The organism is Streptosporangium sandarakinum (genome assembly GCF_050942225.1).
Taxonomy (GTDB): Bacteria; Actinomycetota; Actinomycetes; order Streptosporangiales; family Streptosporangiaceae; genus Streptosporangium; species Streptosporangium nondiastaticum.
The window spans coordinates 7,684,065-7,709,632 of the sequence record NZ_CP192034.1 but is presented as its reverse complement, the minus strand read 5'-3'; the positions used below and the strand labels follow the sequence as shown (position 1 = coordinate 7,709,632).

Below are 25,568 nucleotides of genomic sequence, written 5' to 3'. Positions count from 1 at the left end.
CGTTCATCCCAGGGCGGAGAGCTGGTCGGTGAACCAGCGGCGTGGGGGCAGCGCGGTGGCCGCCGCCGACAGCCGCGCGCCCCTGCGGACGCGGTCGGCCTCCGGCATGATCAGGCTCCGGTGGATGGCGGCCGCCGTGGCCGAGACGTCGAAGGGGTTGACCAGCAGCGCGTTCTCGCCCAGCTCGGCGGCGGCGCCCGCCTCGCGCGACAGGATCAGCGCACTGCCCGGTGACAGCAGCGGCCCCTCCTTGGCCACCAGGTTCATGCCGTCGCGGATCGGGTTGACCAGCATCACGTCGGCCAGCCGGTAGGCGGCCAGCGAGCGCGGGTAGTCGTCGTTGACGTTGAGGATCAGCGGGTTCCAGTCCTCGGTGGCGTACTCGTCCTCGATCTCCTGGGCGCAGCGCTGCACCGCGGCGGTGTACTCGCGGTACTCGGGCAGGTCGTGGCGGGAGGGGTAGGCGAACGCCAGGTGCACCACCCGGCCGTGCCACTCCGGGTGCGCCGCCAGGAACTCCCGGTAGGCCGACAGGCCCCGCACGATGTTCTTGGACAGCTCCGTCCGGTCGATCCGCACGATCAGCCTGCGGTCGCCCACCTGGTCGCGGAGCGCGGCCATGTGCGACTCGACATCGGGCTCCGAGGCCCGCGCCCACAGCGCCTCGCCGTCCACCCCCAGCGGGTGCACGCCGATCCGGGTGGTCCGGCCGCCGTGCGTGACGGTGCGGTGCGCGCGGTCCACCCGGGCGCCGAGCACCGTCTCGCAGCAGTCCATGAAGGCCCCGGCCCACCGGGCGGTGAGGAAACCGGCCCGGTCGGCGCCGAGGATGCCTTCGAGCAGTTCGACCCGCAGGTCGTCGGGGAGCAGGGAGAAGTACTCCGGCGGGGCCCAGGGGGTGTGCGAGAAGTGCGCCACCCGCAGGTCGGGCCGCTCGCCGCGCAGCATGGCCGGGACCAGGGACAGGTGGTAGTCCTGGACCATCACCCGGGCCTCGTGCGGCGCCTCCTCGCCCAGCGCCGTCGCGAACGCCTCGTTGTACGCCTGGTAGGACTCCCAGTCGCGGCGGAACCTCGCGTCGAACTGGGGCCTGTTGGGCGTGTCGTAGAGCAGGTGGTGGACGAACCACAGTGTGGAGTTCGCCACCGTGTTGTAGGCGCGGTGGAAGGTCGCCGGGGGGATGTCGAGCATCCGCACCGCCCCGGTGTCGAAGCCCGCGTGGTCGAGCCGGCCGCCGGGCGCCAGCCGTACGGCGCCGCGGTCGCCGTCGGACAGCGCGGCGCAGATCCACAGCAGGTCGAAGTCCCGCGACACCTCCGACAGGCCCGACACCAGACCCCCGCCGCCCCGGCGCATGGTCAGGGAACCGTCGTCGGAGAGGGTGAAGGAGACGGGGCCGCGGTTCGAAGCCAGCAGGATGGGGCCGCTCATCGGGATCCCTTCGGCAGAGGGACGCGCTTGCCTGGATTGAAAGGTTAACCGGGCCTCGGGCAAAATGCCCTGGTCTTCCACCTGTGCGGGTTCCCAGGGGGGTCGCACCCCGGTCCGCCGGGCCGCCGGAGCCGCCGGAAGCGGGGGGACGGTCAAGGTGACGCCAAGGAAAGGGCCGCCGGAGCTTAAGATGGCGATCGACCATGACCGTCGATCAGGAGCTCGTGATGGCGCTGGACGAGACGACCGAGGAACTGGCCCGGCTGGCCGCCCGAGGTGATCACCGCGCGCTCGGCGAGCTGCTGAGGCGGATCGAACCCGACATCCTCCGGCACTGCGGCCGGATCCTTCCCTACCGGCAGGACGCCGAGGAGGCGTGCCAGGACACGCTGTTGGCGGTGGCGCGGAACATCGGCCGGTTCGAGGGGCGGGCCCGGTTCAGCACGTGGCTGCACATCATCACCGCCAACTGCGCCCGCACCACCTACCGCTCGCTGAAGCGGCGCTCGGCCGAGCAGAGCTCCGACGAGCTGCCGGTGCAGCGGCCCGACGTCGCCCGGGTGAGCGTGATCGCCGGGTCGCGGCTCGACCTGCTGGACGCGATGGAGGCGCTGGAGGCGGAGAAGCCCGACCTCGCCCAGGCGCTGGTGCTGCGCGACATCTGCCAGCTCGACTACAGCGAGGTGGCCGAGCAGCTCGGCATCCCGCTCGGCACCGCCAAGTCACGCATCCACCAGGCGCGCAAATACGTCCAGGGCGCCCTGGGCGACGCCTACGGTTTCTGACGGTCCGGCCGGGCGCTCCCCGGACATCCCCTCTTCCTCCCGGGTTCCGCCACCCGTGACGGGCCCGCCGTCGTCCGGAGGATGACACCGGTCGTCTCGCGGAGTGAGACATACGGTTGGAACGACCGATGGCCGGGGTAAAGTGCAGGAGACCCGTCCATCGGGCCCACAACTTCATATTGCTCATCCAGAGGGGTGGAGGGACCGGCCCTGCGAAGCCCCGGCAACCCTCCCGGTTCAAACTCGCGACATGGCGGGGTCGGCCGGGACAGGTGCCAATTCCGGTTCGCGACCAGGGTGGTCGCGGACGAAGATGAGGGAAAGGCCTCGCTTCATGGCGCTCGCAGAAACAGAGATCCCCACCGCCTCCGTCTCCGCCGACACCGCGCTCGACGGCCGCTTCGGCCCCGCCGTGGCCCTGTCCTGCCGGGAGTGCGGCGCCCGCTACGACCTCGGCCCGAACTTCGCCTGTGTCGAGTGTTTCGGCCCCCTGGAGGTCGCCTACGACTTCGGGCGCGTCACGCGCGAGCAGATCGCCGCCGGTCCGGCGAGCATCTGGCGGTACCGCGCGCTGCTGCCGGTCCCGGACGGCGTCGCCGCCCGGCCCAACATGGCGCCCGGCTGGACCAGGCTCGTCAACGCCGGCAACCTCGCCCGCGAGCTGGGCCTGCGCTCGCTGCACGTGAAGGACGACTCGGGCAACCCGACCCACTCGTTCAAGGACCGCGTGGTCGCCATCGCCGTCGAGGCGGCCCGCAACTTCGGCTTCCACACCCTGTCGTGCTCCTCCACCGGCAACCTCGCCGGCGCGGTGACCGCGGCCGCCGCCCGGGCCGGGCTGGACGCCTGCGTGTTCATCCCCGCCGACCTGGAGCAGGCCAAGATCGTCATGGCCTCGGTGTACGGCGGGAGGCTCGTCGGCATCGAGGGCACCTACGACGACGTCAACCGCTTCTGCTCCGAGCTCATCGGCGACGAGCTGGGCGAGCGGTGGGGCTTCGTCAACGTCAACCTGCGCCCGTACTACGCCGAGGGCTCCAAGACCCTGGCGTACGAGATCGCCGAGCAGCTCGGCTGGCGGATCCCCGACCAGATCGTCGTCCCCGTGGCGTCCGGCTCCCAGCTCACGAAGATCGACAAGGGGTTCAAGGAGCTGATCGCGCTCGGGCTGGTCGAGGAGAGGCCGTACCGGATCTTCGCCGCCCAGGCCGAGGGCTGCTCCCCGGTCTCGGCCGCCTACAAGGCGGGCCAGGACGTGATCCGCCCGGTACGGCCGGACACGATCGCCAAGTCGCTGGCCATCGGCAACCCGGCCGACGGCCCCTACGTGCTGGACATCGCCCGGCGCACCGGCGGCGCGGTGGAGGACGTCACGGACGCCGAGATCGTCGACGCGATCAGGCTGCTGGCCAGGACCGAGGGCATCTTCGCCGAGACCGCCGGCGGCGTCACGGTCGGCGTGCTGCGCAAGCTGGTCGCCGAGGGGCGGCTCGACCCCGACGCCGAGACCGTGGTGCTCAACACCGGCGACGGCCTGAAGACCCTCGACGCGGTGGCGGGCGAGGCCCGTCCCACCGCCGTCATCCGCCCCTCGCTTGACGAATTCCGCTCGGTCATCGCCTGAAATCACCGGAAAGGTGCTTAATAATGAGTGTCTCTGTACGGATTCCGACGATTCTCCGGACGTACACCGGTGGTGCGGCCGAGGTGAACGCCGAGGGTGAGACCCTCCGCGACGTGCTGCGGAAACTCGACGCCGACTTCCCCGGGATCGGCGCCCGGATTCTCGACGACTCCGGCAAGATTCGCCGGTTCGTCAACGTCTACGTCGGTGAGGAGGATGTCCGCTTCGCCGACAACCTGGACACCGCCACGCCGTCGGGCGTCCAGATCTCCATCATCCCGGCGGTCGCCGGGGGCTGATCCGTCCCTCCGCGCTCCGGGCCGCCGTGCCGTACGGCGCCCACCGACACCCGCCCCGGTCCAGTTCGGGGCGGGTGTCGCGCTTTCGGGAGGGTGTCCATATCGGCGCTTGGTGAAATAATGCAATATTTGATCAGCGGGCCTGGATAGCAAAACTATGTTCTCGTGCTGTATTCGTACGTAAAGCGGCAGTTTGCTGGTTGACTCTGTTGCCCTACGGCGTACCACAGGTATGGTCGAGAACGATCGACGCAGGCGATGTGTCCGCCTCGGAGATTGAGGGCGCCGCGAGAGGAATGGGCGACGTCCTCAAGTCCAGTAAGAGGAGTCGGAAGTGGCGCAAGGCACCGTCAAATGGTTCAACGCGGACAAGGGCTACGGCTTCATCGCGGTAGACGGTGGTAAGGATGTGTTCGTCCATTACTCCGCGATCATGATGGACGGCTATCGCTCACTCGAACAGGGCCAGCGGGTCGAGTTCGAGATCACCCAGGGGCAGAAGGGTCCGCAGGCGGAGTCCGTCCGGGCCGTCTGAGGCAGCCGTCTCCTTAAGGTGCGCAGGGGCGTGCCGGACGGCCCCCGTGGCAGCGCAGTCCACGCGGGCCCTCGGCACGCCGGCCCGGTCCGCCGTGTCCCCTCGGCGGGCCGGGCCTTCGCCGTACCGGGGCCGGACTCCGTCGTACGACGTGGCCGCCGGGGCGAGGCCGGGTGAAGCGGTGGCCGCGCCGGGCCGCCTGAGGTCGTCGCCTCCCGGGGCAGGTCAACGCGGCGTCGCTTGCACTCGGCAGGGTAGAGTGCTAAATAGTTTGTTGGCACTCCCCACGGGTGAGTGCCAACCCTGGATCGGGGCGATGGGATCCGCCGAACGGAGTCGCGGATCCGATGCCGTCGCGGGCGTCGGCTCGATCCGGTGCAAGCCACCCTGTGTTCGGGAGGTCTAGCCGTATGGCAGCCAAGATGATCGCGTTTGACGAGGACGCCCGGCGCGGTCTCGAGCGTGGTATGAACCAGCTCGCGGACGCCGTCAAGGTGACCCTGGGCCCGAAGGGCCGCAACGTCGTCCTGGAGAAGAAGTGGGGCGCCCCCACGATCACCAACGACGGTGTGTCCATCGCCAAGGAGATCGAGCTCGAGGACCCGTGGGAGAAGATCGGGGCCGAACTCGTCAAGGAAGTCGCCAAGAAGACCGACGACGTCGCCGGTGACGGCACCACCACCGCCACCGTCCTCGCGCAGGCCCTGGTTCGCGAGGGCCTCCGCAACGTGGCCGCCGGCGCCAACCCGATGGGCCTGAAGAAGGGCATCGAGGCCTCCGTCGAGCGTGTCTCCGAGGAGCTGCTCAAGCTCGCCAAGGACGTGGAGACGAAGGCGCAGATCGCCTCCACGGCCTCCATCTCCGCGGGTGACCCGCAGATCGGCGAGATGATCGCCGAGGCGATGGACAAGGTCGGCAAGGAAGGCGTCATCACCGTCGAGGAGAGCAACACCTTCGGCCTGGAGCTTGAGCTCACCGAGGGCATGCGCTTCGACAAGGGCTACATCTCGCCCTACTTCGTCACCGACCCGGAGCGTATGGAGGCCGTTCTCGACGACCCGTACATCCTCGTCGTCAACTCCAAGATCTCCGCGAACAAGGACCTCCTGCCGGTCCTCGACAAGGTCGTGCAGTCCGGCAAGCCGCTGCTGATCATCGCCGAGGACGTCGAGGCCGAGGCCCTGGCGACCCTGGTCGTCAACAAGATCCGCGGCCTGTTCCGCTCGGTGGCCGTCAAGGCCCCCGGCTTCGGCGACCGCCGCAAGGCCATGCTGGGCGACATCGCCATCCTGACCGGCGCCCAGGTCATCAGCGAGGACATCGGCCTCAAGCTGGAGTCCACCGCGCTCGACCAGCTCGGCCGGGCCCGCCAGGTCATCGTCACCAAGGACGAGACCACCATCGTCGACGGCGCCGGTGACGCCGAGCAGATCGCCGGCCGGGTCAACCAGATCCGCGCCGAGATCGAGAACACCGACTCCGACTACGACCGCGAGAAGCTCCAGGAGCGTCTCGCCAAGCTGGCCGGCGGCGTGGCCGTCATCAAGGCCGGCGCGGCGACCGAGGTCGAGCTCAAGGAGCGCAAGCACCGCATCGAGGACGCCGTTCGCAACGCGAAGGCGGCCGTCGAGGAGGGCATCGTCCCCGGCGGTGGCGTGGCGCTGCTGCAGGCGGGCGCCAAGGCGTTCGACAAGCTGGAGCTGAACGGCGACGAGGCCACCGGTGCCGCGATCGTCCGCAAGGCCCTGGAGGAGCCGCTGAAGCAGATCGCCGTCAACGCCGGCCTTGAGGGCGGCGTCGTGGTGGAGAAGGTGCGCAACCTCACCCCGGGTGAGGGCCTGAACGCCGCCACCGGCGAGTACGTCAACATGTTCGAGGCGGGCATCCTCGACCCGGCCAAGGTGACCCGTTCCGCTCTGCAGAACGCGGCGTCCATCGCGGCGCTGTTCCTCACCACCGAGGCCGTCATCGCCGAGAAGCCGGAGAAGACCCCGGCCGCTCCCGCCATGCCGGGCGGCGGCGACATGGACTTCTAGTCCGTCGTCTCACGCGAACGAGAAGGCGGCCCCGGATCTCCGGGGCCGCCTTTCCGCTTTTTCGCGGTTCTTTTCCGCTGTCCTTTTCCGCCTTTTTCTCCGGACCCTTTTCACGGCCTCTTTTCCTCGGCCCCTTTCCCCGGGCCGGCCGTGGCCCGCGTCAGCGCAGTCGCGGAGGCAGGTCCCGGGTGTGCAGGACGGTCAGCGAGGTGACCGCGCGGGTGAGGACCACGTAGAGGCGGGCCAGGCCGCGCGGTTCGGCGTCCACGATGTCGGCCGGCTCGGTCACGATCACGTGGTCGTACTCCAGGCCCTTGGCCAGGGACGCCGGCACCACCAGCAGGCGGTGCTCCTCGACTGAGTCGGGGCCCAGCACCCGGTGGTCCAGGCCGGCCAGGGACGCCGACACGGCGGCGACCGAGGCGTCCGGGACGATCACGCCGATCGATCCCTCCCGCGCCAGGACCTCCCGCGCCGCCTCAGGCAGGGACGCGGCGAGGTCGGGCACCCGCCGTACCGTCAGGGAGCCCGCGCCGGGCCGCAGCGAGCGGGGCGCGGCCAGGCCGGGGGCGACGTCGGGCAGCAGCCGGGCGGCGTAGTCGAGGACCTCGCGGGGCACGCGGAAGCCGAGGGTCAGCTCGGTGACGGCGCCGCTCTCGAAGCCCAGGTGGGTGAGGACCTCCGTCCACGAGCGGGCCGACCAGGGGGTGGTGCCCTGCGCCAGGTCGCCGAGTACGGTGGCCGACCCGGTACGGCACCGCCGCCCGAGCGCCCGCAGCTGCATCGCTGACAGGTCCTGCGCCTCGTCCACCACCAGGTGCCCCAGGGAGGGCGTCCGCTCGATCAGGTCGGCCAGCTCGTCCATCAGCGCGCCGTCGGCCGCCGACCACTTCGCCGAGCGGTGCGACTTGGCCGGCTTGGCCCACAGCAGCAGGGCCTGCTCGTCGGCGGTGAGGTCGTCCTTCGCGGCGGCGGCGAGGAACGCGGGGTCGCTGAACAGCCGGTGGAGCACCTGCTGCGGGGTCAGCTTGGGCCACACGGCGTCCACGAGCTGCTTGACCGGCTTGGACCGGGCCACGGCGTCCTGCACCCGGTCGTCGGGTGACTCGCCGCGCTGCTCCATCCGGACCAGCACCATGTGGGCCAGCCGCTGGGCGAGGGCCGCGCGGCCGGGGCCGTAGCGGGTGGTGCCGCGCAGCGAGGCGACGATCTCGCGGACCTCGTGGTCGGCGACCCGGTAGCGGTTGACGCCCTTGGTGAACAGCAGGCCCTCGGTCGGCTTGACGACGTGCGTCCACAGGGCGCGGCGCAGCACCGGAGCCATCCGCGCGTCGCCCTTGACCGTGCCGGCGGCGGGGTCCTCCGGCGCGGCGTACTCGCCGAGGATCCCCGCGACGGTGGTCTGGTCGACCTTGACCTCGCCCAGCGCGGGCAGCACCGAGGAGATGTAGGCGAGGAAGGCGCGGTTCGGACCGACGATCATCACGCCGGACCTGGCGAGCTTCTCCCGGTGGGTGAACAGCAGGTAGGCGGCCCGGTGCAGGCCGACGGCGGTCTTCCCGGTGCCCGGCGCCCCCTGGACGCACACCGTGCCGCCCAGCTCGGACCGGACGATCTCGTCCTGGTCGGGCTGGATGGTCGCGACGATGTCGCGCATCGGGCCGGAGCGGGGACGCTCGATCTCCTCGGTGAGGATCCTGCTCTGCGCCAGGACGCCGCCCCCGGTGAGCGGCTCGTCCTCGTAGGCGGTCAGGTCGCCGCCGTGGTAGCCGAACCGGCGGCGCAGCTCCACGCCCATCGGGTCGGCCGGGGTGGCCTGGTAGAACGCCCGCGAGACCGGCGCCCGCCAGTCGATCACCAGGGGGCGGCTGCGCTCGTCGTGGACGTGCCGGCGCCCGACGTAGATGGTGCCGGGGAGGTCGTCACCCCCGGTGCGGTCGAGGCGGCCGAAGAACAGGGGGGTGCCCGAGTGGTCGGCGAGCGCCGCGACGCGCTGGTCCAGCAGCGCCTGGAGGATCTGCTGGGAGACCCAGTCGCCGGCGGCGTCGGAGGACAGGGACTGGGCGTGCTCGCGCATCGCGCGCAGCGCCGCGCGGGAGACGGCCAGGTGCCGTCGCTCGGCTTCGAGGACCGCCGCGGTGTCGCCGTCGCCGGGACCGGCGGAACGGGCGGAGTCGCCGGAGTGGCCGGGGTCGTCGGGGTCGTCGGCTATGTCGGGGGCCAGCTGGTGTGCGGGCATACGAAAACGCCTCCCATTCGGTAAACGGAGGTGATCAGGCAGCGAACCGACTAGCTTAGCCGCGGTCCCAGGGCGTCTCAAAAGGATTAGCGGGTGACCGGGGGCCGGTGCGGCGGGTATCGCGACGGTCGTGCCGATCGCCGGATCCGGCGCCGGGCGGATCCGCCGGGGTGGGTGCGGGCCGTACGGGCTCGCTCCGGAGGGCGGGAGCGCCGGGACTCGGCGTTCCGGGGGAGGCGCGGTGGGGCCGGAGGGACGGAGGGTCGTGCCGGGGTCGACCGGAGGAACGTTCCAATTCCCACAGCGACCCCTTTGTCACCCTCCGTCACACTACTCGAAAATCGCAAAAAAGGGGAGCAAATCTGGTGACTCCCGCAGATCATGGGGGTATGTCGCCAATGGCCGCCGCGGCCTTGTCGAGGGGGTGGTGTGGTTGCCGAAGACCCGCGGTATCTCGTGGACCTGACCGGTCGACGGACCGGGACATGTGAGGGCGTGCTCGCCGGGCGGTGTCACTCGCCGGCGAGCACGTCGTCAGCGTCGATGATCTGGTAGGCGTACCCCTGCTCGGCCAGGAACCGCTGACGGTGGGCGGCGAAGTCCTGGTCGACGGTGTCCCGGCTGACCACCGAGTAGAAGCGGGCGCCGCCCCCGTCCGACTTGGGACGCAGTACCCGGCCCAGCCGCTGGGCCTCCTCCTGGCGCGAGCCGAAGGTGCCCGACACCTGGATGGCCACCGCGGCCTCCGGCAGGTCGATGGAGAAGTTCGCGACCTTCGACACCACCAGGACCTGGATCTCCCGGTCGCGGAACGCCTGGAAGAGCCGCTCACGCTCCTTGACCTTCGTCTCACCCTTGATCACCGGGGCGCCCAGGTGCTCGCCGAGCTCGTCGAGCTGGTCGATGTACTGGCCGATGACCAGCACCTGCTCGTCCGGGTGCCGCCGGACCAGCGCCTCGGACACCCGCAGCTTCGCCGGCGTGGTCGCGCAGAACCGGTAGCGCTCCTCGGCGTCGGCCATCGCGTAGGCGAGCCGTTCCGACTCGCTCAGCGTCACCCGCACCTCGACGCAGTCGGCCGGGGCGATCCAGCCCTGGTTCTCCATCTCCTTCCACGGCGCGTCGTAGCGCTTGGGGCCGATGAGGGAGAACACGTCACCCTCCCGGCCGTCCTCCCGCACGAGCGTCGCGGTCAGCCCGACCCGCCTCCGGGCCTGCAGGTCGGCGGTCATCCGGAAGATCGGCGCGGGCAGCAGGTGCACCTCGTCGTAGACGATCAGGCCCCAGTCGCGGGCGTCGAACAGCTCCAGATGGCGGTAGACGCCCTGCCTGCGGGTGGTCATCACCTGGTAGGTGGCGATGGTGACCGGCCGGATCTCCTTCTTGGTGCCGGTGTACTCGCCGATCTCGTCCGCGGTCAGCGAGGTCCGCCGGATCAGCTCCTGCTTCCACTGGTGCGCCGAGACCGTGTTCGTCACCAGGATCAGCGTCGTCGCCTGGGCGTGCGCCATCGCCGCCGCGCCCACGATCGTCTTGCCCGCGCCGCAGGGGAGCACCACCACGCCCGACCCGCCGTGCCAGAACGCCTCGGCGGCCTCCCGCTGGTAGGTGCGCAGGGTCCAGCCGTCCTCGGCCAGGCTGATCGGGTGGCGCTCGCCGTCGACGTATCCGGCGAGGTCCTCGGCCGGCCAGCCCAGCTTGAGGAGGTGCTGCTTGATGTTGCCGCGTTCGCTGGGGTGCACCGCCACGCCGTCGTCGCCCAGCCGCTCGCCCAGCAGCGGCTGGATCTTCCGGGAGCGCAGCACCTCCTCCAGCACGGCGCGGTCGGTGCTGGTCAGTACCAGCCCGTGGACGGGGTGCTTCTCCAGGCGCAGCCGGCCGTAGCGCGCCATGGTCTCGGCCACGTCCACCAGCAGCGCGTGCGGGACGGGGTAGCGGCTGTAGCCGATCAGCGCGTCGATCACCTGCTCGGCGTCGTGCCCGGCGGCCCGCGCGTTCCACAGCGCCAGCGGGGTCACCCGGTAGGTGTGCACGTGCTCGGGGGCGCGTTCGAGCTCGGCGAACGGCGCGATCGCCTTGCGGCACTCGTCGGCCCGCTCGTGCTCGACCTCCAGCAGCAGGGTTTTGTCCGATTGCACGATGAGTGGTCCGTCGGTCAAGGCTTCTCCCTCGTTGCGCGGCCGGCGAACCCCATGCTCGCATCGGCGAGGAGGCGGCCGGTGTGTTCCGGGCCCGCGTGGCGGATCCACCGCGGATCCTCCGTGGCGGGGATCCGCGCGGCCGGTCCGGGTGGCCGTGTCATCCCGCTCTCCGCGTGCGGCCCACCCGGTGTTCAACGGACACGGGCCCCCGATAAGTCCCTGACCGGAGCCCGAGTTCCCACCGGGGCCGCCGGTCAGTCGAAGGCGCCGTTCATCCCGGCGATGATCACGCCGCCGACGCCCAGGATGAGGAGGCCGACGTTGATGCCGATGCTGATCCAGGTCCACTTGAGGAGGTTCCTGGCGGTCTGCGGCTCACGCTCGACCTTGCCCAGCGCGATGCCGGACAGGATGGCTCCGGCGATGCCGCCCAGGGTGACGTAGCAGCTCAGAGCCAGGATGATGCTGATCACCAGCGCGACGATCGCGTGGGTCCGGACGCCGTCGTTGCCGCCCTGCGGCGCGGGTCCGTAGCCGTAACCGCCGTAGCCGTACCCGGGTGCGGACTGCCCGTAGGAGGGGTCGCCGTACCCCTGGCCGCCGTACCCCTGACCGCCGTAGCCGGAGTCGCCGTATCCCTGGCCGCCGTACCCCTGGCCGTATCCCTGGCCCGGCGGGGGGTACTGGCCGCCGGTCGGGTGGCCGCCCGGCGGCGGGCCGTATCCGGGGGCCTGGCCGTGGTCGCCGGACTGGCCGTACCCGGGGGTCTGGCCGGGGCCGGGGCCGTACGGGTTCCTCCAGTCGTCCGGGTTGCCGTTGGGGCCTTCGGGGTGACCGCTGCTCACTGTGGATCTCTCACTTCGGTTGGGCAGACCAGCTTCAACAGATATCACGATATGGGGCCGGGATCCCGGCCACAGCGGAACGGGGCGCGCGTCACTCGACGCCCGCGATGCCGGTGATGCGGTGCAGGGCGAAGCGGTGCACCGCCGCCCGGGTCTCGTCGTAGGCGGTGAGGTAACCACCCTCCATCCGGGCGGGCTCCAGGATCCGGCTCGTGGCGTTTCCCTGGGAGTCGAGATAACCGATCCAGACCTGGGAGCCCTGCCGGATGGCCTCGCGCAGCGCGTCGACGGTGGCGGTCGAGGGCGAGCGGGGCGGCCGGCCCTCCGGCGCGCTCACCGGGGCGCGGCGGGACCGGTGGGCCGCGTCCCCGGCCCGCACGGCCCGGACCGCCGCCGCCACCACGTCGGCCTCCAGCCCGGTGAACGCGACCGGCGGGCGGACGGCGGGCTGACCCTCGGTCCGCCGTACGTCGAGCTGGGTGATGATGACGTCGCCCTCCAGCGACTCGGCCGCCGGGGCGTACCCCATCGCGCGCAGCGCGTCGAGGAGCGTCTGCCGGGACGCCTTGGAAGCGATCACCGTGGGGGCCAGGCGGCGCAGCCGCAGCGGCAGCGAGCGCCGGTCGGCCATCACCTCGTCCAGCAGTGAGGGGTCGTCGCAGCGGACGTAGGCGCTAGCCGTGCCGACGCGCATCCGGCCGTGGCGGCGGGCCACGTCGGTGACGAGGTAGGTCAGCGGCTGCGGCACCGGGGTGGCCGAGTGGCGCTCCAGCATGGCGAGGATCTCGTCGGCGCCCTGCCCGGCGTCCAGCGCCCGCCGGAGCGACCCCTCGCCGAACCGGTACACCGTCGCGCCGCCGGTGGACTCCACGTCGGCGGCCAGCGCCAGCCACCGCCTCAGCTCGCCGGTGAGCGGACCGGGGGCGACGGCGGTCAGGTCGGCCTGCAGGAGCACGTGGTTGAGCGGCTCGGGCAGCAGCGGGAGCAGCAGCTCGCCCGCGGTCCCGGCGCGGACGCCGCCGGACTCGCGGGGGTCGCCGGACCCACCGGGCTCCGCGGGATCCTGGTGGTCGAGGACCCCGGGGAGCAGCGCCCGGCCGTGGCCGGCGAGCACGCCGAGACCGGTGACCCCGAGCTGCTCGGCCTCGCGCAGGGTGAACTCCACCAGCCGGTCGCGCCGCTCGCCGCGGCGCCGGGGCTGCTCCCAGGCCAGGCGCTCGCGCACCGACGCGAGCGCCGGCGCCACCCCGGGGCCCGCGACGGCCAGCACACCCAGCGCGGTGGTGCGGACCTCGGAGGCCACGGAGGTGCGCAGGTCGGGGTGGAGGGCGTTGAGCAGCCGGTCGCGCTCGTCGCGGTCGCCGATCATGCCCGGCACCCGGTCCATGGTCAGCCACATCGTGGCCAGCGCCACCCAGCGGTCCTCGGTGCCCTTCACCCGCCAGGCGTCGTAGGCGGGGGTGGGCAGCCACTCGCCGTCGACCGAGCCGCTCGCGGCGACCAGCCCGGCGGCGTGCGCCACCTCGATGACCAGGCCCGCCGCCCACTCGGGCAGGTCGAGCAGGGCCGCGCACCGCTTCAGATCGCGTACGGCCAGGCCGCCCCCGCGCAGCACGCCCGGCGGATCGGCGCTCCACTGCTCGCACAGCTCCTCCACCGCGCGGGTGAACGCGAACGCCTGCCCCGCCGCCGTGCGGTCGGCGAGCTCGGGGTCGCGCGCCGGGCCCTCCAGCACGGGCGGGAGCGGGGAGAGGTCGCGGTGGACCCGGCCGCCGCGCAGGAACAGGCCCACTTCGCGCGGCAGGACGACGGTCTCCTCGCCGGTCGCGGCCAGCAGCGCGCGGGAGAGGAGCTGGTCGATCGGCGACCGGGCGGTGGCGGCCCGCACCTCGCGACGGGCGTTGGGCACCCGGCCGCTGGGCGGGCCCCAGGTCAGCTCGTCGAGGGCGGCGCGGGCCTGCGGGGAGACCTCGTCGAGGAGGCGGCCGACGGTCGCGTCGTCGCCGAGCAGCGCGGCGAGGGCCTCCCGCCCGCCGGTGCCCCCGCGGTCCGGCCGGTCATGGGCGCCGTTCGGCCCGGGAGCGGCGCCGTTGCGCCCGGCGGGCTCACCGGTGCCGCCGGTCCGGCCGCCGATGTCGTGGACCAGCTCCGCCAGGCGCTCGGGGAGTGGTGCCGGAACGCCTCGGCGGCCGGCGGGCCGAGCCCGGCGGGGGCGTCCAGCGCCTCCCGCACGCCGGGCGCCGGGGCGAGGGCGCGGTCGGGGCCGTAGAGCAGGGCGAGGGTCCGCAGCCGCTCGACCGTCTCCCGGAGCGCCGTCCGGAACGGCCGTCCGGCGGCCCCGGGCAGCGCCAGGGCGAGCCGGCCGCGCAGGGCGTCGTAGCCGACCGGCTCGGGGAGCACGACCAGCGTCTCCAGGACCGCGAGCGCGAACCGGTCGAGCCGGTCGAGCACCCGGGCGACCGCCGACGGGCTGCTCGCCCGCCCGGCCAGCCCCTCGATGTGGGCCGGGACCGGGGTGATGAGCTCGGGGCGCGCGGCGACGAGCGCCCGCAGCCGGTCGTCGCTCCGGCCGCGCAGCCATTCGGTGAACTCCGTGCTCATTCCGTCAATGGTAAGAGGCGTCCCCGACAAAGCGCCGTCCGGGAAAGTCCGGATCCGCCGTCGCCCGGCCGTACGGGAAAGCGCGGCACGTCGGCGTCCGGCCGTACGGGAAAGTCCGGGCACGTCGGCGCCAGGCCCGTTCCCCGGCGGCGATTACCCCTGAACCGGCGGGATTTGGCACACTGCGGGGAGCGCGCGGAGCGAACCCTCCGGCGGATGACGAGGAGTTGTGAGCCGGAGATGAGTGTCCGATGACGTCGGTGGGATTCGACCTGGACATGACGCTCGCCGACACGCGCGCCGGCATCGCGGCCGTCTTCGACGAGCTGTCCCTGCGGCTCGGTGTGTTCATCGACAGCGCCGTCGTGGTGGCCAGGCTCGGGCCGCCGCTGGAGTGGGAGCTGGCCAACTGGCTGCCGCCGGAGGAGGTTCCGCCGGCCGTGGCCCTCTACCGGGAGCTGTACCCCTCGCTCGCCGTGCCCGCCACCGTCCTCATGCCCGGCGCGCGCGAGGCCGTCGAGGCCGTACGGCGCGGCGGTGGCCGGGTCATCGTGGTGACCGGGAAGAACCCCATCGACGCGACGCGGACGGTCGAGTTCCTCGGCCTTGAGGTGGACATGGTCGCCGGGTCGGTCTTCGGGGCCGCCAAGGGCCCGGCCCTCGCCGACTTCGGCGCGACCGCCTACGTGGGGGACCACGTGGCCGACATCGAGGCGGCCCGGGCCGGCGGCGCGGTCAGCGTGGCGGTGGCCACCGGCGGTCATCCGGCGGAGGATCTGCGCGACCACGGGGCCGACGTGGTCCTGGCGGATCTGACCGAGTTCGGGGAGTGGTTCGGCGGCTGGCGAAACACCGCTGTCGTCGCGTAATTCCGGGGAAATAGACGGTCGCCCCCGGCGCCCTGTGGGCATAACCTACATCCATTCCTTTTCACGACAGTCTGAACGAGGTCACCCCTGTGCCGAGTGGCAAGGTCAAGTGGTACGACGCCGACAAGGGTTTCGGCTTCCTCACCCGCGACGACGGCGGTGAGGTCTTCGTGCATTCCTCCGCGCTGCCCGGCGGCGTGGACTCCCTCAAGCCAGGGCAGAAGGTCGAGTTCGGTGTGGCCGAGGGGCGCCGTGGCCAGCAGGCGCTCTCGGTTCGCGTGATCGACCAGCCCCCGACGCTCGCCAGGGCCGCCAAACCGAAGGGCAAGCGCAAGAAGCCCGACGAGATGGTGGTCATCGTGGAAGACCTGATCAAGCTCCTGGACACCGTCTCCACGTCGTACCAGAAGGGCAAGCACCCCGAGCCGGCGCATGCCAGGAAGATCGCCGCCATTCTCCGCACGGTGGCCGACGACCTGGAGGCCTGACCGCGCTCCGGCGGTGACCCCCGTGGCCCCGCGACCGGTTCCCGCGTTCAGCCGTGGGGGTTGGTCAGCGGTTTGGTGTGCTTCTCCGTCTTGTCCGCCGGGTGGTCCCCGTGCCGCACGATCGCGGTGGTCGGTCCGGTGGGCTTCGGGGCGCGCCGTGTCCACCGGAGCCGGCGCGTGTCGGAGGCCGGGGAGCCGTCGTACGGCCCGCCCTCCGGGCCGCCGGACGTCGATCCGCCGGGCACCGGGCCGTCCGGCGAGGGACCGCCGGACGGGGGCCCTGCGGGCCGCCGTCCGGCGCGGGCGGGGCGGCGGGCCCTTCGGAACCGGGCGCGTCGTCCCCGGCGACCGTCGTGACGGCGGGGGCGCCGGAGGCGGACCGGGCGGCCTGGACCCGCTCCTCAACCGCCATCGTCCGCCCGCGGCGCCGCGCCACCAGCCAGCCGAACGAGCCGCCCAGCAGCGCCGCCATCACCGCGAGCCCGGTACGGCCGCCGGCGAACAGCGACAGCAGCAGCCCGAACAGGCCGCCGGCCACCCAGGTGATCTGCAGGATCGCCTCCACCACGCCGAAGGTGGACGAGCGCACCTCCTCGCCGATCTCGCGCTGCACGATGGCGTCGAGCGCCAGTTTGCCGAGCCCCTGGGCGAACGCGGCCACCAGGGCGACGGCCACCGCCGTCCACAGGGTGAACACCACCGCCGGGACGATCGTCGCCACGGTCGTCAACGCCAGGGTGGCCAGCACGATGACCTGGGGCGAGCGGCGGCGCATCCGGGAGGCCACGGCCGTACCGGCGAGGCCGCCCGCCCCGGCGGCCACCGCCAGCAGGCCGATGGTCACCGCGGGAGCCTGGCCCGGCAGCTTGCCGTCCTGCACCAGGAACAGCAGGTAGAACAGCAGAAACCCGGACTGGGCGCGGATGGCCATGTTGGCCCGCATCGCCTCGGTCACCACCGGGCCGACGTTCAGCAGGGTGCGCCAGCGGTGCGGGCGTTCCTCCCCCTCCTCACGGAGCTCCTCCAGGTCGGGGGAGTCGACGTGGCGCGGGAGCCGTACGGCCCACACGCCCTGAAGCAGGAAGACGACCGTCGCCCCGCGCAGCATCCAGTCGCCGCCGACCCAGGCGCTGACGCCCGCGCCGATCGGGACCGCCACCCCGGCCGCCACCAGCGCGAACAGCGCGACCCTGGCGTTCGCGGTGACCAGCGGGATGTCGGCCGGCAGCACGTTCGGCATGATCGCGGCGCGGGAGACGCTGTAGGCCTTCGACAGCACCAGTACGGCCAGCGCCGCGGGGAAGATGGTGACCGGGTCGCCGCTGACGAACGCCGCCGCCATCGCGAAGCACAGCAGCCCGCGGCCGAACAGCGTGCCGGCCATCACGAAGCGCCGGCCGGAGCGGAAGCGGTCGAGGACCGGGCCGACGAACGGCGCGACCACCACGAAGGGGATCATCGTGATCAGCAGGTAGAGGGCGACCTGGCCGCGGGCCTCGTTGACCGGGAGCTTGAACAGCGTCCCGGCCAGGGCCGCGGTGACCAGCGCGTCGCCGGCGCTCTGCCCGGCGGTCAGCTCGATGAGCGGGCCGAGCCCGGTGCGGCCGGCCCCCTGGGCGTGGGTGAGCCGCCGCGTGGCCCGGCCCATCCGCCGCACTCCACCGGCCGTGCCGCGACCGGCGCGCGCCGCCGCCCGCCCCGCGCCCCGGCCCGCCCGTACGGTGCCACGCCCCGCCCCGGCCGCCGCCCGGCCCGTCCGGCGGGACGCCTCGCCCACCACCCGCCGCGCCCGGTTCCACCCGTTTCCCACGCATCCAGTCTTACCCGATCGATCCCGCCCTACGATCGGCCCGCGGACCGGACCGGCCCGTTCCGCGGCGCGCTTCCGGCGGGGTCGGGACGCCTTTTTCGCGCCGGGCGCCTATTCCTGAAAAAATGGTGATGGCCAGGTCGTCCGATGGCCACGGCTCGCCCCTCCCGCCCCAGGGGAGGTACGGTGCCGTCCGCTCCGGACATGGGTGAGAATGAACTGTGAGTCAGCGCAACGAGCGAGCGAGCAAGCACAGCGACCGTCCGGTTGCGGGGCCGACGGGAGCGGGCTCGTGAGCCGCGTCCGGACCCGCACCCCGGTTCTCGACCCCGCCTGCGCCGACGCCGTGGACCTGGCCCGTTCCGCCGTGGAGGAGAACGTCCGGCCCGACGAGGTGGGCGGGCACCTCGGAGCGCAGAGCGAGGGCGAGCGGGTCGTCACCCATTACTTCGCCTGCCTCGACCGCGCCTACGCCGGCTGGCGGTGGGCGGTGACCGTCGCCCGCGCCTCGCGGGCGCGCAACGTCACGGTCAGCGAGGTCGTGCTCGTGCCCGGCGAGGGCGCGCTGCTGCCGCCGCAGTGGGTGCCGTGGAGCGAGCGTCTGCGCCCCGGCGACCTCGGTGTGGGCGACCTGCTGCCCACCGCGGCCGACGACGTCCGCCTCGCGCCCGGCTTCACCGACACCGGTGAGGAGACCGACCGCGAGATGTTCTTCGAGTACGGCCTCGGCAGGGCCCGGGTGCTGTCCCCGGTCGGCCGTGACCGTGCCGTGCGGCGCTGGCACGCGGGTGAGGCGGGGCCGCACACCCCGATCGCGCACGCCGCGCCCGCCCAGTGCTCCACCTGCGGTTTCTACTGGCCGCTCGCCGGCGCGCTGGGCGCGACGTTCGGCGTCTGCACCAACGAGTTCGCCCCGGACGACGGCCGCGTGGTCGCCGCCGACCACGGCTGCGGCGCGCACTCGGAGGCGGCCGTGACGCCGCCCCAGGTCGAGCCGACCGCGCCGATCCTCGACGAACTCGCCTACGACATCACCGAGCACCTCGCCGAGGAGTTGCCGGGGGCGGACCGCGGCGGTTCGGTGGACGACGCCGCGGCCGAGCCGCTGGGCCACTCCTGACCCGGCCCCCTCCCGCGGGGCCGCGTCCCGGTCCCCGCGGGGCCGTCCGGCGCGGGCGGGCCGTTCACGGCCCGGCGGCCCGGTGCGCGACGTGACCACTGGATCCCTTCGACCCTTGGACTCATCGCTGTGACTGACATTTTCGGCCCCGACACCTTCGGCACCGACCGGATGCGCTCCGCGGTGCTCGCGGCCTGGACCGCCTCGCCCGCGCGGTTCCGTGAGGACGCCAACGCCGAGGAGGACTTCGCGCTCGGCGGCTACCGCGACCGGCTGATCGTCGAGCTCGCCCAGAACGCCGCCGACGCCGCGGTCCGCGCCGGGGTGCCGGGGCGGCTGCGCCTGTCGCTGCGCGAGGGCGTGCTGTCGGCCGCCAACACCGGTGCGCCGGTGGACGCCGCCGGGATCGAGAGCCTGTCGACGCTGCGCGCCTCCGCCAAGCGCGGCGAGGAGGACGCCGCGGGCCGCTTCGGCGTCGGTTTCGCCGCCGTGGTCTCGGTCACCGACGAGCCGGTGATCGGCTCGCTCGGGTCGGGGGTGGTCCGCTGGTCCCGTTCCCAGACCGCCGCGCTGGTGGCCGCCGAGCCGGTGCTCGCCGCGGAACTGGCCGAGCGCGGCGGGCACGTGCCGCTGCTGCGCCTGCCGTTCCCGGCCGGCCCGGTGGAGGTGCCACCGGGCTTCGACACGCTCGTCCGGCTGCCGCTGCGCGACGCCGCGTCCGAGGACGCCGTACGGCGGATGCTGCGGGAGGCCGGTCCGGCGCTGCTGCTCGGGCTGCCCGCGTTGGAGTCGATCGAGATCGACCTCGACGGCGAGATGCGCACGATCCTGCCGGACGGCTGGCGGGTGGTCTCGGCGTCCGGGCGGTTCACCCCCGAGGAGGTGACCGAGCTGTTCGCCGACCGGCCGACCGAGGAGCGGAGCCGGCCGCACTGGCTGGTCCGCTGGGCCGTACCGGTCGCCGGGGAGACGGGGGAGCCCCGGCCGCTGCCCGAGCTGGTCCGGCCGGTTGTGCACGCGCCGACGCCGAGCGACGAGCCGCTCGACCTGCCCGCCCTGCTCATCGCCTCCTTCCCGATGGCGACCGACCGGCGGCACGTGGCCATGGGGCCGCTGACCGACTTCCTGGTGGAGCGCGCCGCCGACGCCTACCTCGACCTGCTGGCCGGGCTGCCCCGCACGCCCGCCCTCCTCGACCTCGTCCCCGGCCTGATGGGCAGGGGTGAGCTCGACGCGCGGATCCGCCGCGCCATCCTGCGCAGGCTCCCCGACCTGCCGCTGCTCCCGGCGCTGTCGCCGCCCGCCGACGCCGCCGCCGAGGGCGCGGGCGCGCCGGGTGAGGACATCGTCGTCACGGGGCGGCAGGCGTCGGTGGTGGTGGCGGCGCCGGGCGAGCTGCTGGAGAAGATCGCCGGCATGGTCCCCGGGCTGCTGCCGGCCGGGTGGCCGTCCCGGCACCCCGCGATCGCCGCGCTCGGCGTCCGGCGGGTGCAGCTGTCCGACGTGGTGGACATGCTCTCCGGGGACGCCGTCGCCGATCTCGGTCCCGAATGGTGGCGGTCGCTGTACGAGGTGCTGCCCGCCGACGACCCCGAGGCGCTCGGCGCGCTGCCGGTGCCGCTGGCCGACGGCCGCCTGGTCCGGGGGCCGCGCGGCACGCTGCTGCTGAGCGACGGCTCGGCGCTGGACCCGGCCGTGCTCGGCCCGCTGGGCCTGCGCGTGGTGCACCCGGAGGCCGCCCACCCGCTGCTGCTGCGCCTGGGCGCCGCCGAGGCGACTCCCAGGACGGTCCTGGAGGACCCGCTGACCCGCTCCGCCGTCGCGGAGTCGCTGGACGGCCCCGACCCCGAGCCGGTGGCGCAGGCGGTGCTCGCGCTGGTGGACGCCGCCGGGCTGGTCCCGGGTGACGCCCCGTGGCTGTCGGAGCTGGCGCTTCGCGGCGCCGACGGCGAGCTGTACCCGGCGGGTGAGCTGCTCCTGGCCGACGGAGCGCTGGCCGGGCTGCTCGACGCCGAGACCCACTTCGGCACGGCCGCGCCCGACCTGGTGGAGCGGTACGGCCCGCGGGTGCTGGCCGCGGCCGGCGTGCTCGACGGCTTCGCCGTGGTCAACGACGCCGACGTCATGCTCGACCCGGACGAGTTCGACCACGACCTCGACCGCGAGGAGGAGTGGCTGGAGGCGGTGCTCGACCTGCTGCCCGACATCGACGTGCCGCCGGTCGCCAGGGAGTTCTCCGCCGTCCGCGACCTGGAGTACGTCGCCGACTGGCCGTCGGCCCTGGCCCTGCTGTCGCGCCCGCCGCTTCGCTCGGTCCTGCACCCGCTGCGGGTCCTGGCGGCCGGCGAGGTCGTGGAGGTGCCGTCCTACACCGCGTGGTGGCTGTCCACCCACCCGGTGCTGGACGGCCGGCGTCCCACGCAGCTGCGGCTGCCCGCCGCCGACCCGCTGTTGTTCGGCCTGTACGGCGACGCGCCCTCGGTGATTGACGAGGCCGCGCTCGCCATGATCGGCGTGCGGACCACCCTGACCGACCTGCTCGCCTCGCACGGCGGCCCCGACGAGCTGCTGGACCTGCTGGGCGACCCCTCGGCCGAGGTGGACCGGGCGCAGCTGCGGTCGCTGTGGGTGGCGCTCGCCGGTGTCGAGCCCGCCCGCGTCGCGCCCCCGCGGGCGGTGCGGGCGATCCTCGACGGCGAGATCGTCGTCGTGGACGCCGAGAACGGGCGGCTGCTGGCGGGACCCGACCGCGTCGGGGGCGCCGGGGCGGAGGTGCCCGAGCCGGTCGTGGTGGAGGCCCCGGACCTGCTGCCGCTGGTGGCGGGCCGGCCGCTGGTGCTGGCCCCGTTCGACCTCGCCGAGGCGCTGTCGGAGCTGCTCGACCTGCCGCTGGCCGGGGAGGAGGCGGCCGGTGAGGTGACCTCCTCGGGCGCGGCCCGCGAGGTGCCGCCCGCCGTGCGATCGCTGCTGCCCACCGCGCCCGCCACGTACGTGGAGCACGAGAAGCTGCTGGTGGACGGCGTCCCCGCGGCCTGGCGGTTCTTCGAGGGCCAGGTGCACGCCTCGGGCGTGGAGGGCCTGGCGCGGGGGCTGGCCTGGGCGTCGGGCCAGTGGGGCGACCGGCTGGCCGTGGCGGCGCTGCTGCGCGACCCGGCGGCCGTGCCGCTGCTGCTGGCCGAGGCCGACCTGGACAGCTGGACCGCCTCGACGAACTAGCCCGCATCGAGCAACGTCCGCTCCGTAGCGACGCGCCGTCCGGAATCGTTCCGGGCGGCGCGTTGTGCGTCATGCCGGGTGGGCGCGTAGTGCCTGGTCGTGCCCGATGGTCATGAAGTCAGGCGAGTGGAGATCCATCACTTGACGTTATGCAGGCAGATGCCTGCATAATGGGGGCGTGAGCCTCGAAGCGATGGACTCGGTCTTCAAAGCGCTGGCCGACCCCACCCGGCGACTTCTGCTCGACCGTCTGCGCGAGCACAACGGCCAGACACTGAGCGAGCTGTGCGAACGCCTGGACATGGCACGCCAGTCGGCGACCCAGCACCTCGACATCCTTGAGCGGGCCAACCTCGTGACCGTCGTACGACGCGGACGGGCGCGGCTTCACTACCTCAACCCGATACCGATCCACGAGATCGAGGAGCGCTGGATCTCGGGGTTCGACAAGCCCCGCCTGCAAGCGGTCAGTGCCATCAAGAACCAGGCAGAGGAGTACGCCATGACCAATGGACCCGCGTCCGTGCCGACCTACGTCTATGTCACCTACATCCGCGCAAGCGCGCAGCAGGTGTGGCAAGCCCTGACGGACGCGGACCTGACGGCGCGTTACTGGGGGCACGCCAACGTGTCGGACTGGCAGCCGGGCTCGGCCTGGGAGCACCGGCGCGTCGACGGATCAGGCGTCGTCGACGTCGCCGGCCAAGTGATCAAGGCCGATCCCCCGACACGCCTGGTCATCACCTTCGACGACGCCCCCGACGCCGAATCACCGAGGGAGCCGTCGGTCGTCACCTTTCTCGTCGAGCCGCACCGGGACATCGTCCGCCTCACCGTGACCCACGAGAATCTTCCCGACCAGGAGATGCTCGACGGCATCTCACGCGGATGGCCGGCCGTGCTGGCGAACCTCAAGTCGCTGCTCGAGACCGGCGAGGTCCTCCCACAGGCGCCATGGGAGATGCACGAAGCACATGCCTGAGACGGCATCGGACACGACCCTTCCCGTTCACCCCCGCCCGCGGAAAGAGGACTTCGATGGACACCATCCCCCTGCGAGACGCCTACCGCGCGCTGCTGGACGCCGCTGCCACCGTGGCCGGCTCCGGCGAGCCCAGTCCCCTCCCACCGGCCGGTGAGTGGAACGCCGACCAGATCCTGGCGCATGTCGCCATCGTCAACGCGGCCACCATCGCAGCCGTCTCAGCCGTCGCTTCGGGAACGAACACGACCTACGACAACCGCATGGCGCTCGACACCTGGACCATCGAACGCCTCATCGCGCTCGCCGGCGGCAACGCGGGGCTTCGAGACCGCATCCGTCTCCAAGCGGACGCCCTCTGCGCACTCGGGGGGCCGATGCTGAGCGACGCCGAACTCGACACACCGGTGCCCACCCGGCTCCTGTCCAAGGACACCGTCCTGCTCGATCAGCCCATGCCGCTGAGGGACCTCATCAAGGGCCTCGCGGAGGCGGAGCTGCCCGGCCACACGCGGCAGCTCCTGGCCCTCCTGCCGAGCGGTGCCGCGGCCGAAACCACACCGTGACACTCCGGCGCGCGGCGACCCCCGGTCAGGCGGACGGCGGGGTGGGGGAGATCGGGGGGATCGCGGTGGCGGGCTCGACCGGCTCCTCACCGGGAGCCGGGGCCGAGGCCGGGGCGTGTCGGTCGCGCCGCCGGACGAACCACAGGCCGAAGACGCCGCCGCAGATGCCCGAGACACAGGTCCAGATCCACCAGCGGTGCCCGGCGTCGGGGCCGACGATCAGAAGCGCGACGAGGGCGGCCGCCCACAGGCCGATGCCCGTGAGGATCGTGGCCGTGTCGTTGGTCTTCAGCGGCTGGAGATCCGAGGGGCGAGACTGCTTCACGTGAGCCAGCGTAGGCGACGGGGGCTCACCGCCCGCAACCTGGCCCTGTGAGATCGCGAATCGGTCGCGAAAACATCACCATCGCGGCCTGGCCCTTCCGGCGGCGGACACGCACTGTCACCCTGCGTCCGTGACTGACAGTAAACCCACCCAATTGAGCGGTCTTGACCGTTTCTTTAGCATTTCCGAGCGCGGATCGTCGGTCGGCCGGGAGGTCCGGGGCGGCCTGGCGACCTTCTTCACGATGGCCTACATCGTGGTGCTCAACCCCTTGATCATCGCCACCGCCAAGGACGCGGACGGCCAGTTCATCGCCGACGCGACCTCCGCGCCCACCGGCCTGGTGGCCGCCGGGACCGCCTTCGTCGCCGGAGTGCTGTGCATCCTGATGGGCGTCGTCGGGAAGGTCCCGTTCGCGATGGCCGCCGGGCTCGGCCTGAACGCCTTCGTCACCTACGGCATCGCCTCGCAGATGTCGTGGGAGGCGGCCATGGGCCTGGTCTTCCTCGAAGGCGTGATCATCGCCCTCCTGGTGCTGACCGGGTTCCGGACGGCGGTGTTCAACGCCATCCCGCCCCAGCTGAAGACCGCGATCAGCGTCGGCATCGGCCTGTTCATCGCGCTGATCGGCTTCGTGGACGCCGGTTTCGTCCGCAAGGCGCCGGCCGTGCCGCTGGAGCTGGGCATCGGCGGCAACCTGACGAGCTGGCCGATCTTCGTGTTCGTGGCCGGCCTGCTGGTGCTCGTCATGCTCGTGGCCCGCAAGGTGAAGGGCGCCATCCTCCTCGGCATCGTCGCGACCACCGTCCTGGCGATCGTCGTGGAGGCCGTCGCCAAGGTCGGCGGCTCGGGCACGGCCGACCAGCCGAACCCCGGCGGCTGGCGGCTCGTCGTGCCCGCGATGCCGGAGAAGATCTTCGGGTTCGAGAACCCGCTGGTGCTGTTCAAGGAGTTCGACCCGTTCGGCGCGTTCGGCTCCGTCTCGGTCATCGTGGCGCTGCTGCTCGTCTTCACCCTGCTGATCACCGACTTCTTCGACACCATGGGCACGATCGTCGGCGTCGGCGGGCAGGCCGGCCTGATCGAGGAGGACGGCACGCTGCCCCGGACCCGGGAGATCCTCCTGGTCGACTCGATCGGCGCGGCGGTCGGCGGCGCGGGCTCGGTCTCGTCCAACACCACCTACGTCGAGTCGGCGGCGGGCGTCGGGGAGGGTGCGCGCACCGGCCTGGCCAGCGTCGTCACCGGCGTGCTCTTCCTGCTGGCGATCTTCGTCTCGCCGCTGGTCGCGGTCGTCCCGCACGAGGCCGCCGCCCCGGCGCTGGTCGTCGTGGGCTTCCTGATGATGACGGCCATCCGCGAGATCGACTTCACCGACTACGAGATCGCCATCCCGGCGTTTCTCACCATCGTGCTCATGCCGTTCAGCTACTCCATCGCCAACGGCATCGGCGCGGGCTTCGTCAGCTTCGTGCTGATCAAGCTGGCGAAGGGCAAGGTCCGCGAGATCCACACCCTGATGTGGGTGGTCGCGGCGCTGTTCGTCCTCTACTTCGCCCTCGGCCCGATCAAGTCCCTCCTCGGCGTCGGCTGAGAGACGCGCGGGAAAGGCCGTCGTGGCGGTACGGGCCGCCACGACGGCCTTTCCCGTTTCGT

General features: G+C 72.6%; 20 protein-coding genes and 1 riboswitch. Of the genes, 12 read left to right on the top strand and 8 right to left on the bottom strand.

The genetic code is table 11. The features are described from left to right. Positions 1–3: 3 nt before the first annotated feature. Positions 4–1,431, bottom strand: coding sequence for an alpha,alpha-trehalose-phosphate synthase (UDP-forming) (locus tag ACQP10_RS35355; RefSeq protein WP_346018643.1), 1,428 nt, complete (start codon positions 1,429–1,431; stop codon positions 4–6). 227 nt (positions 1,432–1,658) lie between these two features. On the opposite strand from ACQP10_RS35355, the gene ACQP10_RS35350 reads away from it, so the two are divergent. From ACQP10_RS35350 to groL, 5 genes are all read left to right on the top strand, one after another. Beyond that, positions 1,659–2,216, top strand: a complete 558-nt coding sequence (locus ACQP10_RS35350; RefSeq protein WP_189251201.1) for an RNA polymerase sigma factor — start codon at positions 1,659–1,661, stop codon at positions 2,214–2,216. A 180-nt stretch (positions 2,217–2,396) separates the two neighbouring features. After that, positions 2,397–2,536, top strand: a riboswitch (SAM riboswitch). A 14-nt stretch (positions 2,537–2,550) separates the two neighbouring features. After that, positions 2,551–3,840 (top strand): threonine synthase, encoded by a 1,290-nt coding sequence (gene thrC / locus ACQP10_RS35345; RefSeq protein ID WP_346018644.1) that lies wholly within the window; start codon positions 2,551–2,553, stop codon positions 3,838–3,840. Between the two features lie 23 nt (positions 3,841–3,863). Continuing rightward, the gene (locus tag ACQP10_RS35340; protein WP_346018645.1) at positions 3,864–4,139 is read left to right on the top strand and encodes a MoaD/ThiS family protein; all 276 of its coding nucleotides are present in this window, start codon (positions 3,864–3,866) and stop codon (positions 4,137–4,139) included. Positions 4,140–4,473: 334 nt separating this feature from the next. Then, complete coding sequence (locus tag ACQP10_RS35335) at positions 4,474–4,674, top strand: cold-shock protein (protein ID WP_068927743.1); 201 nt, start codon at positions 4,474–4,476, stop codon at positions 4,672–4,674. 410 nt (positions 4,675–5,084) lie between these two features. Beyond that, on the top strand, positions 5,085–6,710 hold the full coding sequence (gene groL, locus ACQP10_RS35330; RefSeq protein WP_179826155.1) for a chaperonin GroEL: 1,626 nt from the start codon (positions 5,085–5,087) through the stop codon (positions 6,708–6,710). A 160-nt stretch (positions 6,711–6,870) separates the two neighbouring features. On the opposite strand, the gene ACQP10_RS35325 is transcribed toward groL, so the two are convergent. The 5 genes from ACQP10_RS35325 to ACQP10_RS35305 all read right to left on the bottom strand — a co-directional run bounded on the left by ACQP10_RS35325 (position 6,871) and on the right by ACQP10_RS35305 (position 14,536). Continuing rightward, positions 6,871–8,949 (bottom strand): HelD family protein, encoded by a 2,079-nt coding sequence (locus ACQP10_RS35325; protein ID WP_399501548.1) that lies wholly within the window; start codon positions 8,947–8,949, stop codon positions 6,871–6,873. 512 nt (positions 8,950–9,461) lie between these two features. Then, positions 9,462–11,108 carry a DNA repair helicase XPB gene (locus ACQP10_RS35320; protein WP_179826151.1) on the bottom strand — a complete coding sequence of 549 codons (1,647 nt, stop codon included), beginning with the start codon at positions 11,106–11,108 and terminating at the stop codon, positions 9,462–9,464. A 236-nt stretch (positions 11,109–11,344) separates the two neighbouring features. Then, positions 11,345–11,935 (bottom strand): hypothetical protein, encoded by a 591-nt coding sequence (locus ACQP10_RS35315; RefSeq protein WP_179826150.1) that lies wholly within the window; start codon positions 11,933–11,935, stop codon positions 11,345–11,347. 91 nt (positions 11,936–12,026) lie between these two features. Further along, positions 12,027–13,844, bottom strand: a complete 1,818-nt coding sequence (locus ACQP10_RS35310) for a helicase-associated domain-containing protein (RefSeq protein WP_433540486.1) — start codon at positions 13,842–13,844, stop codon at positions 12,027–12,029. Between the two features lie 23 nt (positions 13,845–13,867). After that, on the bottom strand, positions 13,868–14,536 hold the full coding sequence (locus ACQP10_RS35305) for a hypothetical protein (protein WP_433540485.1): 669 nt from the start codon (positions 14,534–14,536) through the stop codon (positions 13,868–13,870). A gap of 251 nt (positions 14,537–14,787) precedes the next feature. Between ACQP10_RS35305 and ACQP10_RS35300 the strand changes: the two genes are divergently transcribed. Both ACQP10_RS35300 and ACQP10_RS35295 read left to right on the top strand, forming a co-directional pair. After that, positions 14,788–15,405 (top strand): HAD family hydrolase, encoded by a 618-nt coding sequence (locus tag ACQP10_RS35300; protein WP_346018649.1) that lies wholly within the window; start codon positions 14,788–14,790, stop codon positions 15,403–15,405. A gap of 89 nt (positions 15,406–15,494) precedes the next feature. Beyond that, positions 15,495–15,893: a cold-shock protein gene (locus tag ACQP10_RS35295; RefSeq protein WP_179826144.1), complete on the top strand. Its 399-nt coding sequence runs from the start codon at positions 15,495–15,497 to the stop codon at positions 15,891–15,893. 64 nt (positions 15,894–15,957) lie between these two features. Here the strand turns inward: ACQP10_RS35295 and ACQP10_RS35290 are convergent, their stop codons facing one another. Then, entirely contained in the window at positions 15,958–17,703 is a 1,746-nt protein-coding gene (locus tag ACQP10_RS35290) for an MFS transporter (RefSeq protein ID WP_433540484.1), read from the bottom strand. A gap of 292 nt (positions 17,704–17,995) precedes the next feature. Here ACQP10_RS35290 and ACQP10_RS35285 point away from each other — a divergent pair, with 292 nt between their 5' ends. From ACQP10_RS35285 to ACQP10_RS35270, 4 genes are all read left to right on the top strand, one after another. Continuing rightward, positions 17,996–18,823: a DUF3027 domain-containing protein gene (locus ACQP10_RS35285; protein WP_346018651.1), complete on the top strand. Its 828-nt coding sequence runs from the start codon at positions 17,996–17,998 to the stop codon at positions 18,821–18,823. Positions 18,824–18,994: 171 nt separating this feature from the next. Continuing rightward, positions 18,995–22,039 (top strand): sacsin N-terminal ATP-binding-like domain-containing protein, encoded by a 3,045-nt coding sequence (locus ACQP10_RS35280; protein WP_433541965.1) that lies wholly within the window; start codon positions 18,995–18,997, stop codon positions 22,037–22,039. Between the two features lie 178 nt (positions 22,040–22,217). Beyond that, positions 22,218–23,021, top strand: a complete 804-nt coding sequence (locus tag ACQP10_RS35275; RefSeq protein ID WP_399501544.1) for an ArsR/SmtB family transcription factor — start codon at positions 22,218–22,220, stop codon at positions 23,019–23,021. Between the two features lie 56 nt (positions 23,022–23,077). Further along, complete coding sequence (locus ACQP10_RS35270; RefSeq protein ID WP_433540483.1) at positions 23,078–23,587, top strand: hypothetical protein; 510 nt, start codon at positions 23,078–23,080, stop codon at positions 23,585–23,587. Between the two features lie 25 nt (positions 23,588–23,612). Here the strand turns inward: ACQP10_RS35270 and ACQP10_RS35265 are convergent, their stop codons facing one another. After that, the gene (locus ACQP10_RS35265; RefSeq protein WP_179826138.1) at positions 23,613–23,912 is read right to left on the bottom strand and encodes a DUF2530 domain-containing protein; all 300 of its coding nucleotides are present in this window, start codon (positions 23,910–23,912) and stop codon (positions 23,613–23,615) included. 130 nt (positions 23,913–24,042) lie between these two features. Between ACQP10_RS35265 and ACQP10_RS35260 the strand changes: the two genes are divergently transcribed. Continuing rightward, entirely contained in the window at positions 24,043–25,506 is a 1,464-nt protein-coding gene (locus tag ACQP10_RS35260; protein WP_346018654.1) for an NCS2 family permease, read from the top strand. The last annotated feature ends 62 nt before the right edge of the window (positions 25,507–25,568 follow it).